The 12910-nt window shown below is 71.1% G+C and carries 11 protein-coding genes; 3 read left to right on the top strand and 8 right to left on the bottom strand.

Features of this window, described 5'->3' with window-relative positions; genetic code table 11:
• Nucleotides 1-6 precede the first annotated feature (6 nt).
• The 3 genes from ABZ924_RS31410 to ABZ924_RS31400 all read right to left on the bottom strand — a co-directional run bounded on the left by ABZ924_RS31410 (nt 7) and on the right by ABZ924_RS31400 (nt 2997).
• On the bottom strand, nt 7-1446 hold the full coding sequence (locus ABZ924_RS31410) for an amino acid permease (protein ID WP_361917284.1): 1440 nt from the start codon (nt 1444-1446) through the stop codon (nt 7-9).
• Nucleotides 1443-2120 carry a FadR/GntR family transcriptional regulator gene (locus ABZ924_RS31405; RefSeq protein WP_361917293.1) on the bottom strand — a complete coding sequence of 226 codons (678 nt, stop codon included), beginning with the start codon at nt 2118-2120 and terminating at the stop codon, nt 1443-1445. Before ABZ924_RS31405 ends, ABZ924_RS31410 begins: the two co-directional genes overlap by 4 nt.
• Nucleotides 2121-2205: 85 nt before the next feature.
• Nucleotides 2206-2997, bottom strand: coding sequence for a gamma-glutamyl-gamma-aminobutyrate hydrolase family protein (locus tag ABZ924_RS31400; RefSeq protein ID WP_361917282.1), 792 nt, complete (start codon nt 2995-2997; stop codon nt 2206-2208).
• Between the two features lie 261 nt (nt 2998-3258).
• Here ABZ924_RS31400 and ABZ924_RS31395 point away from each other — a divergent pair, with 261 nt between their 5' ends.
• Together ABZ924_RS31395 and ABZ924_RS31390 are read left to right on the top strand one after the other, a co-directional pair.
• Entirely contained in the window at nt 3259-4167 is a 909-nt protein-coding gene (locus ABZ924_RS31395; RefSeq protein WP_361917279.1) for a LysR family transcriptional regulator, read from the top strand.
• Nucleotides 4168-4518: 351 nt separating this feature from the next.
• Complete coding sequence (locus ABZ924_RS31390) at nt 4519-5784, top strand: hypothetical protein (RefSeq protein ID WP_361917276.1); 1266 nt, start codon at nt 4519-4521, stop codon at nt 5782-5784.
• On the opposite strand, the gene ABZ924_RS31385 is transcribed toward ABZ924_RS31390, so the two are convergent.
• The 4 genes from ABZ924_RS31385 to ABZ924_RS31370 all read right to left on the bottom strand — a co-directional run bounded on the left by ABZ924_RS31385 (nt 5726) and on the right by ABZ924_RS31370 (nt 10883).
• Nucleotides 5726-5953, bottom strand: coding sequence for an SPW repeat protein (locus ABZ924_RS31385; RefSeq protein ID WP_361917273.1), 228 nt, complete (start codon nt 5951-5953; stop codon nt 5726-5728). The genes ABZ924_RS31390 and ABZ924_RS31385 overlap by 59 nt on opposite strands.
• A gap of 64 nt (nt 5954-6017) precedes the next feature.
• Entirely contained in the window at nt 6018-6494 is a 477-nt protein-coding gene (locus ABZ924_RS31380) for a cupin domain-containing protein (protein ID WP_361917270.1), read from the bottom strand.
• Nucleotides 6495-7017: 523 nt separating this feature from the next.
• Nucleotides 7018-9468, bottom strand: a complete 2451-nt coding sequence (locus tag ABZ924_RS31375) for a SpoIIE family protein phosphatase (protein ID WP_361917290.1) — start codon at nt 9466-9468, stop codon at nt 7018-7020.
• A gap of 512 nt (nt 9469-9980) precedes the next feature.
• Nucleotides 9981-10883: a LysR family transcriptional regulator gene (locus ABZ924_RS31370; protein WP_361917267.1), complete on the bottom strand. Its 903-nt coding sequence runs from the start codon at nt 10881-10883 to the stop codon at nt 9981-9983.
• Nucleotides 10884-11011: 128 nt separating this feature from the next.
• Here ABZ924_RS31370 and ABZ924_RS31365 point away from each other — a divergent pair, with 128 nt between their 5' ends.
• A complete protein-coding gene (locus tag ABZ924_RS31365; RefSeq protein WP_361917264.1) occupies nt 11012-11893 on the top strand; it encodes an NAD(P)H-binding protein in 882 nt (293 codons plus the stop codon).
• A 60-nt stretch (nt 11894-11953) separates the two neighbouring features.
• Here ABZ924_RS31365 and sigJ read toward each other — a convergent pair whose 3' ends face one another.
• On the bottom strand, nt 11954-12901 hold the full coding sequence (sigJ, locus tag ABZ924_RS31360; protein WP_361917261.1) for an RNA polymerase sigma factor SigJ: 948 nt from the start codon (nt 12899-12901) through the stop codon (nt 11954-11956).
• Between the last annotated feature and the right edge of the window lie 9 nt (nt 12902-12910).

Raw genomic sequence — 12910 nt, 5'->3', positions numbered from 1 at the left:
CCCGGCTCAGCCGTCGCTCTCGGCGGCGGCGCGTGCCACGCGGCCGCGGACCGCGTACCAGCCGACGACCAGGGCTGCGGCGATCAGCGGCACGCACAGCACGGTGGTGCGCGCGGCTCCTCCGTCGGCGTACATGAGGACCAGGACGGAGGCGAGGAAGGCCAGTGTCACCAGTTCGGTCCACGGGGAGCCCGGCAGGCGGTAGGAGGGGCGGATCAGCTCGCCGCTGCGGGTTTTGCGCCAGAAGAGGAGGTGGCAGACCATGATCATGCCCCAGGTCGCGAGGATGCCGATGGCGGCGAGGTTGAGCACGATCTCGAAGGCGTCCGCCGGAACCACGAAGTTGAGCCCGACGCCGAGGACGCACATGCCGCTGGTGAGCAGGATGCCGCCGTAGGGCACCTGGGTACGGCTGAGCCGTGCGGTGAAGCGGGGGGCGGAACCGTTGACGGCCATGGAGCGCAGGATGCGGCCGGTGGAGTAGAGGCCGGAGTTGAGCGAGGACATGGCCGCGGTGAGGACGACCAGGTTCATCACGTCGCCGGCCGCCGGGACACCGATGTGGGAGAGCACGGTCACGAACGGGCTCTGGCCGGAGCTGTAGCTGCTCCAGGGCATCAGCATCGACAGCAGGACAACCGAGCCGACGTAGAAGAGGCCCACGCGCCACATGATCGAATTGATCGCCTTCGGCATGATCTGCTCGGGGTTCTCGGTCTCACCGGCCGTGACGCCGACCAGCTCGACGGAGGCGTAGGCGAAGACGACGCCCTGGATGATCAGCAGCATGGGAAGCAGGCCGTTGGGGAAGATCCCGCCGTTGTCGGTGATCAGGGCCGGCCCGGGGACGGTGCCGTCGACGGGGTGCCGGGTCGCCAGCAGGAAGATCGCGATCCCCATGAAGACGACCAGGGCGCCGACCTTGACGATGGCGAACCAGAACTCCAGTTCGCCGAAGATCCGCACCGAGATGAGGTTCACGGTCAGGACCACGGCCAGGGCTATGAGCGCGATCACCCACTGCGGGACGTCGGAGAACAGGTGCCAGTAGTGGGTGTAGGTGGCCACGGCGGTGATGTCGGCGATGCCGGTGGTCGCCCAGTTCAGGAAGTACATCCAGCCCGCGGTGTAGGCACCCTTCTCCCCGAGGAACTCCCGGGCGTAGGAGACGAAGGCGCCGGAGGACGGCCGGTACAGGACGAGCTCGCCGAGCGCACGCACGACGAGGAACGCGAAGATCCCGCAGACGGCGTAGGCGACGAACAGGGAGGGCCCGGCGTCGGCGAGGCGTCCGCCCGCGCCGAGGAAGAGCCCGGTGCCGATCGCACCCCCGATGGCGATCATGTTGACGTGCCGGGGTTTCAAGGACTTGCTGTAGCCGGTGTCCCCGGCGTCGACGTGACGGGTCGTGGGGCGCTTCTCGTCTTTGAGGAACTGCTCGCTCACGCCTCGGGTCTGCCTTCCGTAGGGGTGGCCGTGCGCTGGGGGCGCACGATGTCGGTGAGGGTCGTCTCGACCCGCAGGAGGTGGTGGGACATGGCTTCGACCGCGTCGTGTTCGGAGCCGTCGGCCAGCGCCTCGAGGATCGCCCGGTGCTCGCAGTTGGACTGCTCGCGCCGGCCGCCCAGTTCGTTGAGGAAGGTCGACTGACGCGCCAGTGCGTCGCGGATCTCCTCGATGACCCGGCGGAAGACGGGGTTGCGGGATGCCTCGGCCACCGCCAGGTGGAAGACGGTGTCCATCGCCACCCACGCGGTGGTGTCGGTCTCCCGCTCCATCCGCTCCAGCAGATGGCCCAGATGGTCCAGGTCCTCAGGGGTGCGGCGCAGCGCGGCGTACCCGGCGACCGGTATCTCGACGTGCCGGCGCACCTCCAGCAGGTCGCTGGCGGCGTAGTCGCCGAAGGTGGGGTCCTCGACCGTGTTCGCCACGACGAAGGTGCCCTTGCCGCTCTTGGAGATGGTCAACCCCATGGCCTGCAGGGCCCGCAGGGCCTCCCGCAGTACGGGCCGACTGACCTCCAGGGTGCGGCACAACTCGGCTTCGGAGGGGAGCTTGTCGCCTACGACGTACTCACCGCGCTCGATGGCGCTGCGCAGGTGGCCGAAGACCGCTTCCATGGCGCTGACGCGCCGCGGTAGGGAGCCACCTGTCTGGCTGTCTGACAGGTTCACGCTGTGATCCTGCGGGCTGCGCCGCAGGGTGTCAAGACACCTGTGTCGGGAAAATCCCGCGCGGCGAGCTTCGCGCCGTGCGCTCCTTTCGTCCGGCACCCGCAGCCTCGTCGGTGTCCGCTGCGAAGGCCGCCGCATCCACCAGGGCACGCATGACCGGCACGTCGACGCCCATTTCCGGGTGCCACTGCACGCCCAGGGCGAAGCGGTGCCGGGTGCTCTCGAGCGCCTCGACGGTGCCGTCCGCCGCACGGGCGGCCACGATCAACCCCGCGCCCGGGCGGTCCACCGCCTGGTGATGGTGCGTGGCGACCTGACGGGTTCCCGGCAGGAGGGCGCCGATCCGCGTTCCCGGCACGGTGGTCACGGCGTGGGCGCAGAAGTGGCCCCGGTAGGGGTTGTGGTCGTGGTGGCCCACACGGTCGGGCAGGTGCTGGATGAGGGTGCCGCCGGCGTGGACGTTCATCACCTGCAGTCCCCGGCACACGCCGAGCACGGGTATGTCGCGGGCGAGGGCGGCGGCCAGCACGGCCAGCTCCCATTCGTCGCGCTCGCGCACCGGCGGCCCCGTACGCGGGTGGGGCACCGCCCCGTACAGGGCAGGGTCCACGTCCTCGCCCCCCGTCAGGACGATCGCGTCCAGACGACCGACCACATCGGCCGCGGCGGCGGGCACGTCCGGCGGCAGCAGCACGGTGCGGCCGCCCGCCGCCTGTACGCAGTCCGCGTACGCCGCGGGCAGCACCGCGGCGGGCAGGTCCCACTCGCCCCACTGCGCGCTGGCGAGGTGGGTGGTGAGTCCGATGAGCGGTGGCTGGGGCATACCACTTCCTTTCGGGGCATGAGGGGTGCCCGTCGGCGGTTCGATCCGCACCCGCCTGCCGCCCTGCCCCGGGCACGGCAGGCTGCGGCGGGAGGGGCAAGGCGGTGCCGGCGGAGGGCGCCGTGAGGGTGGGGGAGAGGCGTTCGCGCGGCCCTGGAACGCAGGCTTGCGTTTTTCTTGCCGCTGGCAAGAATCCTGCTGGCGTTCATCTTGAATCACAAGAAAACACATCTTCGCGACAGATAAGTGAGCCTTAACTCCGTGTCCGGACTCGACCCCCGCCTGCTCGCAACCCTCGAAGCCGTCGTACGGCACGGCTCCTTCAGCGCCGCCGCGCGCGAACTCGGCTACAGCCCGCCCGCCGTCTCCCAGCAGATCGCCGAACTCGAACGCCGCGCGGGCCTCAGGGTGCTCGAGCGCCGCCCCGTGCGCGCCACACCTGCCGGCGAAGTCCTCCTCGATGCCGAGCAGGGCGTCCGCAGCGCCTTGGCGGCGGCGTCGGCCGAACTCGACGCCATGCGCGCCGGCACCGCCGGACGGATCCGCCTCGGCGCCTTCGCCTCGGCCGCCACCAGCATCGTTCCGCAAGCCCTGGCCCGGCTTCACAGCGCCTACCCCCACGTCCAGGTCAGCCTCTCCCAACTCGAACCCGAAGCCGGCTACAGCCGGCTCAAGCGCGGCGACATGGACCTGGCCCTCAGCTACGACTACGACTTCATCCCCGTGCCCCCGCCCCGGATGCTGCGCCGGACCCTGGTCGCCCGTGACCCGGTGGTGGCCGTCGTGCCGGCGGACCACCGCCTGGCCGACAGGGAGGTCATCGACCTGGCCAGCCTCGCCTCCGAGACGTGGATCGCCGCCCCGGAGGCCGCACTGCGCCTGGAACTGCTCTCCCAGATGGCCCAAACGCCCGGCTTCCAGGCCCGTCTGCAGTACGAGGGAGACGACTTCAACACCGTGCTCGGCTTCGTGGCCGCAGGCCTGTGCGTGGCCCTCATGCCGCAACTCGCCCTGCCCCGCGCCAGCCCCGACATCGTCGCCCGCCCCCTGGCCGCACCCCAGCTGACGCGCTTCATCTACGCCGTCCGTATCGACACCCGGCACACCCCGCGCGCCGTCCTGGACCTCGAGCAGATACTCGCCGACCAAGCGCGGGTCGCACTCTCCTGATGCGCACGGCGCGGGCAGTCACAGGCGGCCGGTCCGCTGCGTGACCAGCCAACGACCCACCCACCCACAGCCCGCAGGCCCGGGGCGGCGCTCCTGCGGGAAGGGGCTCGGGACGCTGCTTCCCGTCCCCCTTCCCGCAGGCCGACAGACCCCGCAACCAGACGTGAACAGACCGTGAAGGCCACGTCAAATACAGCCAAGTTGCCGCCACTTGCACGCGCGTAGACCCCTTCGGGAGGCCAGCGTTTCCGGCGCGTCCGACTATCGGACGCAGTGGCTGAAAGTTGAACTACTATGTGGCGAGCGGACTACGTTGGCCGCGGTTGACGTTCCACCGAGAGGAAACCCCTCATGACCGCAGCCGACAGCACGTCGAGAACGGCCCGCGTCCTCACGGGCTACCGCCCCGAGGACGGCTTCATGGCCGCAGTGCTGGACCCGCCACCAGCCGAGTACGTATGGCACGACGAGCACGCCGAACACCGGGAGCAGCGCTACGGCCCCGGAACGGGATACCAGCAGTGGCTGGCAGTCGACCCCAACGACGGCGCCGTCTGGTACGGCGACACCGACTGGCGCGCCCCCCAGGACAACCTCGCCGGCCAACTCCCCGGCCTCCCCCGCAGGGCCCTCGGCGACGGCACCATCCCCGCCCCCGGAACCATGGTGCAACTCCTCAGCCACCTCACCCATGACCAAGAGCACGGCTGCACCTGGCGCTTCTTCACCGCCGAAGAGCTCCACACCCTCGCACTGCGCATACTGCCCGCCGTGCAGCGCCTCGTCGACTCGATCCACCGGATCGGGCCGGACGGCGAACTGGAGTGGTCGGCCGAGGCCGCCACCGCCTGGGACGACATCGAGCACACGACCACCCACACCCTCGACCCCTCCGGCGCACTCCACTGGCCCAGGCCACGCACGACACCGACCCCCGCCTGGCGTGTCGAGGTCGGAGCCTTCCTCGCCGCCAACCCCGAGCTCTGCGATCCTTCCTGGGCCGTGGCCGGAGACGCCGAACTCGACGCCTACGCCGACTACCACCCCGCCACCGGCTACGGGGGAGTACCGGGCAGAACCTGCCACGCCGCCGAGAGGCAGATCGAGGACGGCTTCACCTTCTACGGCCACCGCGCCGCCCTGTACGCCTACCGCGCACAGGCGTGCGGCGACCGCACCCCGACGGACGCCCGCACCTGGCTGGAGACGACGGAGACCGGCAAAAGCACGTGGGAAGCGGCCAAACCCCTTGGAGCCAACCTCGCCGACGTCACCGACTGCGTGCTGAACGACCTGGCCGACAGGTTCCAAAACGCAGCGCGCGAACACGGGCTCGTCCTGACCGGACTCAACACCTACCTCCGCCGCCTGCGCGCCGAGGAACGCGCCGGCGTCGACCAACAGCTCGTCTTCGAAGGCGAGGAAATCGAACGTCTCGAGAACATGATCAAGGACTTCCGCGCCGGACGAAACCGCACCGTGACACGGATCCTGGCCTGGTCCGACGGCCGCAGCGACACCGAGATCGCCCGCCTGGCCTCCATGCCCGACGCATACGTCAGCGAGTGGCGAGCCCGTCTGAACGACGACGAGACCACCCCCACCCCCGGAGCGTAGACAACGTGCGCCGCCCCCCCCGCACGCCGGAGGTGGCCGCGAGGGCGAGGAGGGTGGCGATGGCGCCGGTGATGAAGTTGCCGGTGAGGGAACGAGTGTGGGCGACGTCGCCGGCGACGACCCAGGTTCCGACGCAGACCCAGATGCCCAGGGCGGCGGCCCAGGCCATGGAGTGGGTGCCCTCGTAGCCCAGGAGCCGGGCAGGGACCGCTGTCTCGGCGAGCCCTCGTTGGTCAGGCGTGCTCGTCCGACGGCTGGCGGGGAGGCTGGGCCGACCAGCTTGGCGGCTCGTCGTTGCCTGACTCTTCGTCGCGCTCCGCGTCGGTGGCCGTCGCCTGGACCTTGTTCGGCGCGTGGTGGACCGGCGCGTAGACGGCGTAGAGCTGTAGGGCTTCGTCACCGATATTGGTGACGTTGTGCCAGGTGCCGGCGGGTACGAAGATCGCCCAGCCGTCCTCGACCTCCCGGTCGAAGTCGAGTCGGTCCTTCGTTTGGCCCATCTGGACGCGGCCCCGGCCTGCGTCGACTCGTAGGAACTGGTCGGTCTCCGGGTGCGCCTCCAAGCCGACGTCCTCACCCACCGGGATCGACATGAGGGTCAGCTGAAGGTACTTCCCGGACCAGGCGACCGAGCGGTAGTTCGTGTTCTCGAGCGTCGCCCTCTCGAGGTCGAAGCTTTGAGGTTCCGGCCCGATGTCCTTGATGGTCATACTTCTCTCCCGATCAACGTAGGCGGTGCACGGCCGCGGCCCGCTGCCACGTGCCGCGGTGCGCCCGGTCGACTATTCGACCGGGTCCATACAGTCGACGCCAGTCGGGTGTCGGCCAGGCGCCGAGGCGACACCTCCCACCTCCATCATCGGGGCAGACCCAGTCGAGCCGAGCCCACAGTGGCGGATCAGGCCAGGGCAGTGATCTTTCCGAGCCGCTGGTTGAGCGGGTCGTACTCGCGTGAAGACCGGCTGCGGAACAACTCACTCAGTCGTCGGGTGTCGGCCATCCGAGCGAGCCGGTATTGCCCTGGCCGTTGCCACCCGACAGCTTGCGGTGACCCAGGACCGGTGAGAGGACACCAGGCGTACGCAGACGGCAGCAACAGCGGCGGGGGCATCGACGTCGGGCCCCACGGCACTACGACGGTGGTCCGCCCGTACGGGGAGCCGGTCAGCCTACGCCGACCGGCGCACGACCGCCCGCACCGCGGAGATCGTGCAGCGACGCCGGTCCGACGTGTCATGGGGCGTCGTGACGGGACTGCTCGGTGAGGAGCAGCGCGATGTCGTCGGCACGGTAGGAGGAGCGCCGGGCGTTGTGCAGTAGCCGGTCGGCGAGTTCGTCCAGGGATTGGGCGTGGGCGTGGGCCAGGGACGTCCGCAGACGGTCGATGCCCACGTCGATGTCGGCTCCCGGTTCCTCGACCAGGCCGTCGGTGTAGAGGGCGAGGAGGGATCCCGGCGGCAGGGCGATCCCGGTCGGGGGATAGGCGCTCGTGGGCTCCACGCCGAGGAGTGGGCCGACGTCGAGGTCGAGGGCGCCGGTCGGGCCGTCGGGACGGCGGAGCAGGGGTGGAACGTGCCCGGCGGTTACGGCGTGGGCTTGGTGGCTGCGGGGTTCGAGGCGGATGTAGCAGCAGCTGGCCAGGAGCCCGGGGTCGAGATCGATGAGGGTCCGGTTGACTCCGGCCATCACATCGCCGGGTGCGTCGCCCACAGCCGTGAAGGCCCGTACGGCGCTGCGCAGCTGGGCCATGGTGGCCGCGGCGGCGATGCTGTGCCCCTGGACGTCTCCGATGACGAGAGCGACCCCGTCCTCGAGGGGGATGACGTCGTACCAGTCGCCGCCGATGTCCATTCCGCTGGTGCCGGGCAGGTAGCGCGCGACGGTACGGATGCCTGGGACCAGTGGCAGCCTGTGCGGCAGGAGTGTCTGCTGCAGGCCCCGCGCGACGGCGAACTCCGAGTCGTAGAGCCGCGCCCGTTCCAGGGCCTGGGCGATCAGCCCGGCGAGTGCGGTGAGGACGCCGCGGTCCTTCTCCGTGAAACGGTGGGCCTCGTCGAAGCCCAGGACACAGGTGCCGACAGGGCGGCTGGAGGCGATCAGTGGCAGATACGCCCAGGAGCTCACCTCTCCGACGGGGATGCCGGGGTATCCCCGGGAGAGGTCCTGCTGCGACTCGATGAAGAGCGGCGCACCGGAGGTGAGCGTCTCCGTGCCGGGCAGGCGGGCGTGGAGCGGGACGCCCTCCAGCCAGTCGAGGAAGTCCTCGTGGCGGCCGGTGTGGAAGAGCCGGTGCATCGTCTTGCCGCGGACCACATAGATCGCCAGTTGCTGCCCCCCGAACGCCGGCAGCAGCTGGTCGGCCAGGACCTGGCAGACTTCCTGTGCCGTGACCGCCTCGGTCAGCGCGCTGCCCAACTGCAGGACGTGGTACATGACGCCCATCCGCGCCGGCATCCCTGCCGCCGCGGAGGCGCCGACCGCTGACGCCGGTGGGGGACGGGTGTCGGGGACCACCCGCCCGGTGACCCCGTCCCGCCGGGGGTGGAGGGAGAAGGCGAGCCACTGGTCGGGCGGGCGGCGGGCCAGGAAGGACGAGGGCGTCTGGGAGATCATCGCGGACCGGTGCCGGTACTCGACGTCCGGGTCCGACAGCCAGGGCACCACGTCCCACAGAGCCCGGCCCAGCACCTCTTCCCCGGAAACGCCCCACAATCGCAGGGCGCTGTGGTTGGCGTAGGTCACCCGCCCGTCGGGGGCGAGGGAGAACACCCCGTCCCGCAGCCGCTCGACCGCGACGAGCGCCGCATGGCCCGCCCGGGCGTCCACGACCGAACCGACCAGGTGGGTGCGCGCCCGCGCATCGTCGGTCTGCAGCAGGCGCGCCCACACCTCCACCGTGTGGTGGCCTTTGCTGCCGGCCCCGCGCTCCCGTACCCGAAGGCGGCGCGCGGTGGTCCGGCCTCCGCCGGCTGCCTCCCGGGCAAGGGCCCGGAACGCGGCGAGATCACCGGGATGCAGGCAGGCAGCCAGCGTTTCGGCTCGGCCGTCGAATGCACCGGGGTCGAGACCGAAGGCCGCGCAGAACTCGTCGTCCACGGTGAAGGTGCCGGAAGACAGGTCCCAGTCGAACAAGCCCACCCGCACGGCCTTGGCGGCGGGTGCCGGGATCTCGAGCGGAGCCGTGCCAGGATCGCATTCCACCGGATCGCCGGTACGGCCACGCAGGGCGACCAGGGAGTCACCGAGCCGGCCGGCGATGGAGCGCAACCTGCGGCGCCGCTGGGTCTTGGACACGCCCGCGTTGCCGGGTGAGGTCGCCCAGACGATCGCCAGCGATCCGAACGTCTCCCCACGTGCGGCCACCGGCACGGAGCAGGAGCCGAAGGCGTACGGCATCGCTACGGCGAGCTGGGGAAACCGGCGCATCGTCTCGTCTGCGTCGGCCAGGTAGACGGTGCGCGCGGTGCTGTACGCCACGGCGACGGGTATGGGACTGCTCACGGGGATGAGACGCCAGCCACCGAGCAGGGAGGGCGTTGTCCCGTAGGTCGCGCTCAGCACGAGGGACCGGCGGTCGCGGGAGCGAAGAAAGACACTCCCCGCATACGCGCCGGTTGCGTCGACGGCCTCGACGACGGCTGCGGCGAGCAATTGCTCGCGCTCCGCCGTCCCACTGCCGATCATCTCCCGCACACCTCCAGTCTGCGCGGTCACTGCCCGGCACCAACACGCCGACCCGGCGTGACGCACCGATCGCAGATCGTGACGGCTGACGCTCTCTGAGGGATGCCGGCGAGGTGCGGCGAGAGGTGCGCGGCGGCTGTGAAGACCCGCGGCGGCGAAGAGCACGCGGGTGAGTGTGCGGTCGGTGGAACGGTGGCGCCGTGCCCGGCGCGAGGGTGGCACTCTCGAAACCGTTCTCGAACCAAGGCGGGCTCGGGGCTGTCGGCGGCCTCGGCGTCCGCGCTGAGATGTGCGCCGCGTGCCGGCGCCGGGCCGCGGGTGTTCCCGCGCTCGGTCCGTGTCGGCGGTGCGGGTGCCGGCGACCGCTTGAGGCCGCGACTCAGTGGTGCCGTGTCTGCTCCGATTCGGCCACGGCCGAGCCGGTCGCCGGCTGGATGTATTTGCCGCGAGCGTCGTTGACAGTTGCGGGACCCGCAATCGGTGCTCGTGCGGATCGTTGTTGGCGGCGGGGCTCAGGTGGTCGTGCTCTGCTTCTGGGGCTCCGCTCGTGTGTGGTGGGCGGCTGTGATCGCGCAGGCGGCGCGTACGAAGGCGGCGACGGCCGGTGAGCGGGCGTCCTGGGGCCAGGCGACGGCCAGTGTGGAGTGCGGCAGGTCGCTGACGGGGCGGTAGGCGATTCCAGGGCGCGGGTTGTGCCGGGCGACCGAGGCGGGCGCGAAGAACACGATGCTGCCCGTCTCGACGAGGCTGAAGATCTCCGACAGGTTGGAGGCCGGCCGGGTTGCCCCGGGTGGGGGTGGCGCGGTTCGGCCGTCGCCGGCCGGGACGCCGCTGGGGAGGCTGCGCCCGGCCAGGTCGGCCAGGCGCAGCCGGGTCCGGGCGGCCAGCGGGTCGGTGGCGGCCATGGCCACCAGGACCGGCTCGGTCAGCAGTGGCTCGCTGTCCAGCCCCCGGTCGTCCATCGGGCAGAGGGCGAGTGCGACGTCGGCGAGGCCGTCGCGCAGTGCCTGGGGCTGGTCGCCGAACCCCCCGAGGACCAGTTCGGGAGGCATGGCGGCGGGGTCGGTGCTGTAGGCATTCAGGATCTGCGGCAGCAGGCCGCCGTCGATGCCGGCCTTGAGCGCGATCCGCAGCCGGGGCGAGGTGCTGCCCGCGTGCCGGGCCCGGTGGGCGGCGGCGGTGATCGCCTCCAGGGCGGTTCTGGCGTCGCGCAGCAGGACCTCTCCGGCGGCGGTGAGCCTCACCTGCCGGGTGGTCCGCTCGAACAGCACCACCCCGAGCTGCCGTTCAAGGTCCCGGATCGTGCGGGACAGCGGGGGCTGCGCCATGCCCAGGCGGGCGGCGGCCCGCCCGAAGTGCAGTTCCTCCGCGACAGCGACGAAGTAGCGGAGCTGCCGCACCTCCAGGTCATTCATATCGCCACGGTATCAATCGCGGCCAAGTCGGTCCTTCACCTGCGACGTTGCCCCGGGTTGACTCGCAAGTACCCGCCCGGCGCGCCCCTTCGCCACGGCGTTGCCCACTGCCCCTCACGGAGGTATTCATGATCGTCATCACTACGCCGACCGGTGACATCGGCCGCCAGGTCCTGGACCGTGTCCTGGACGGCGGCGAGACGGCCCGGGTGATCGCCCGCGACCCCTCCCGGCTTTCGGAGCACGTGCGCGCTCGGGTCGAGGTGGTAGAGGGCTTCCACGCCGACGCGGACACGATCGCGAAGGCGCTGGAGGGCGCTGACCGCCTGTTCTGGCTCGTGCCCCCGGCCGGCTTCCGCAACGCCGGCCCCGCCAGGGGCTACTACCTGGACTTCACCCGGGCCGCCGCCCAGGAGGCCGCAGCCCGGGGAGTGCAGGTCGTGGGCGTCACCTCGCTGGGCCACGGGTACGAGGGGGAGGCCGGGCTCCTGTCGGCGGCGCTCGCCATGGACGACCTGATCGAGGGCGCCGGCGTGCACTACCGCGCGCTGGCGCTGCCGTTCTTCATGGAGAACCTGCTCCGCCAGGCCCAGTCGATCGCGGCGGAGGGGGCGTTCTTCATGGCGAACGCCGCAGACCGGCCGCTGCTGACCGTGGCCACCCGGGACGTGGCCGCTGCCGCGGCGACGCTCCTGCTGGACGCCTCCTGGAGCGGACAGGCCCGCGTTCCCCTGGCCAGCCCCGACAGCCTGACCCCCGACGCCATGGCCGAGATCATCTCCGCAACCCTGGGGCGCGCGGTGCGCTACCGGCAGGTCCCCCTCCCGGACTTCCGGGCCCGGATGATTCAGCGCGGCGCGAGCCCGGCACTGGCCCAGGACATGGCCGACATGGTCAACGCGCAGAACAACGGGATCTACGACGCCGAACCCCGAGACCCGGCCTTCGCCACCGCCACCGGTTTCCGCCAGTGGTGCCAGGACGTCCTGAAGCCGGCCGTCCAGTGCTGAGCAGCGCGCCGACCAGTACCCGGCCGCCCGATCCGGCACCCGGGGAACCCGCCTGTCCGGTCAGCGCGCCGTCCACGGGCGAAGTTTCTCGGGGTTGCGCACCGCCCAGATGTGCGTGATCAGGTCGTTCGCGACGTCGAACGCGCACACCGCCGCGGTGACGCCTTGGTACTCGAGCACCAGACCGGCCCGGCCGTTGACCGTGCGCTCCAGGATCGTCAGGCCGCCGGACGCCCGGACGGCGAGGTCGGTGACGTAGCGCGCGATCCCTTCACCGCCCTCGATCGGATGGAGCGCGGCGGCGACCATGCCGCCGCCGTCCGCCGTGAACGTGGCATCGGGGGCGAGGAGGCTGACGAGGGCGTTGATGTCTCGGGCGTCCCACGCCTGTTTGAAGTCCCTGACGAGGCCCGCCTGGTGGGCTGTCGAGGCATCAGGCGGTAGGGAGGCGCGGACGCGGCGCCGGGCAGAGGAGGCCAGTTCGCGGCATGCCGCCGGGGTGCGGCCGGTGATCCCCGCGATCTCGGCGAACGGGTAGCCGAAGACGTCGTGCAGGATGAGCGCGACGCGCTGGGCCGGGGTCAGGGATTCGAGGACGACGAGGAACGCCATGCCCACCGACTCGTCGAGTGTGACCCGGTCGGCCGGGTCCGCGGGGTCGGTCGCGGTGGTGCCCGGGCGCCCGCTGATCCAGTCGGTCCGCTCGGGCAGCGGCTCGGGGATCCATTCGCCCACGTAGCGCTCGCGCCGTACCCGCGCTGAGCCGAGGAGGTCCAGGCACACGCGGGTGGCCACCGTTCTCAGCCAGGCTCCGGGGGCCTCGATGGCGGCCTGCTGCTGTGGGGACATGGCATACCAGCGGGTGTAGGTCTCCTGGACCGCGTCCTCGGCCTCGGCCAGGGAACCGAGGAGCCGGTAGGCCAGACCGATCAGCTGGCGCCGCTCGCCGATGATCGCGTCCAAGCCCGAGTCGGACTCTTCGTGTCGTGACTTCGCGCGGTCGGTCATGGTTCCGGT

The sequence above is a fragment of the Streptomyces sp. NPDC046876 genome, from assembly GCF_040645035.1.
GTDB lineage: Bacteria > Actinomycetota > Actinomycetes > Streptomycetales > Streptomycetaceae > Streptomyces.
This window is presented reverse-complemented; position numbering and strand designations above follow the sequence as displayed.

Bases quoted from the DNA above. Each gene is read 5' to 3' on its own strand.
- ABZ924_RS31390 (WP_361917276.1), top strand. From the start codon at position 4,519: ATGACCGCAGCCGACAGCACGTCGAGAACGGCCCGCGTCCTCACGGGC.
- ABZ924_RS31380 (WP_361917270.1), bottom strand. From the start codon at position 6,494: ATGACCATCAAGGACATCGGGCCGGAACCTCAAAGCTTCGACCTCGAG.
- ABZ924_RS31365 (WP_361917264.1), top strand. From the start codon at position 11,012: ATGATCGTCATCACTACGCCGACCGGTGACATCGGCCGCCAGGTCCTG.
- sigJ (WP_361917261.1), bottom strand. From the start codon at position 12,901: ATGACCGACCGCGCGAAGTCACGACACGAAGAGTCCGACTCGGGCTTG.
- ABZ924_RS31375 (WP_361917290.1), bottom strand. From the start codon at position 9,468: ATGATCGGCAGTGGGACGGCGGAGCGCGAGCAATTGCTCGCCGCAGCC.
- ABZ924_RS31405 (WP_361917293.1), bottom strand. From the start codon at position 2,120: ATGGAAGCGGTCTTCGGCCACCTGCGCAGCGCCATCGAGCGCGGTGAG.
- ABZ924_RS31400 (WP_361917282.1), bottom strand. From the start codon at position 2,997: ATGCCCCAGCCACCGCTCATCGGACTCACCACCCACCTCGCCAGCGCG.
- ABZ924_RS31385 (WP_361917273.1), bottom strand. From the start codon at position 5,953: ATGGCCTGGGCCGCCGCCCTGGGCATCTGGGTCTGCGTCGGAACCTGG.
- ABZ924_RS31370 (WP_361917267.1), bottom strand. From the start codon at position 10,883: ATGAATGACCTGGAGGTGCGGCAGCTCCGCTACTTCGTCGCTGTCGCG.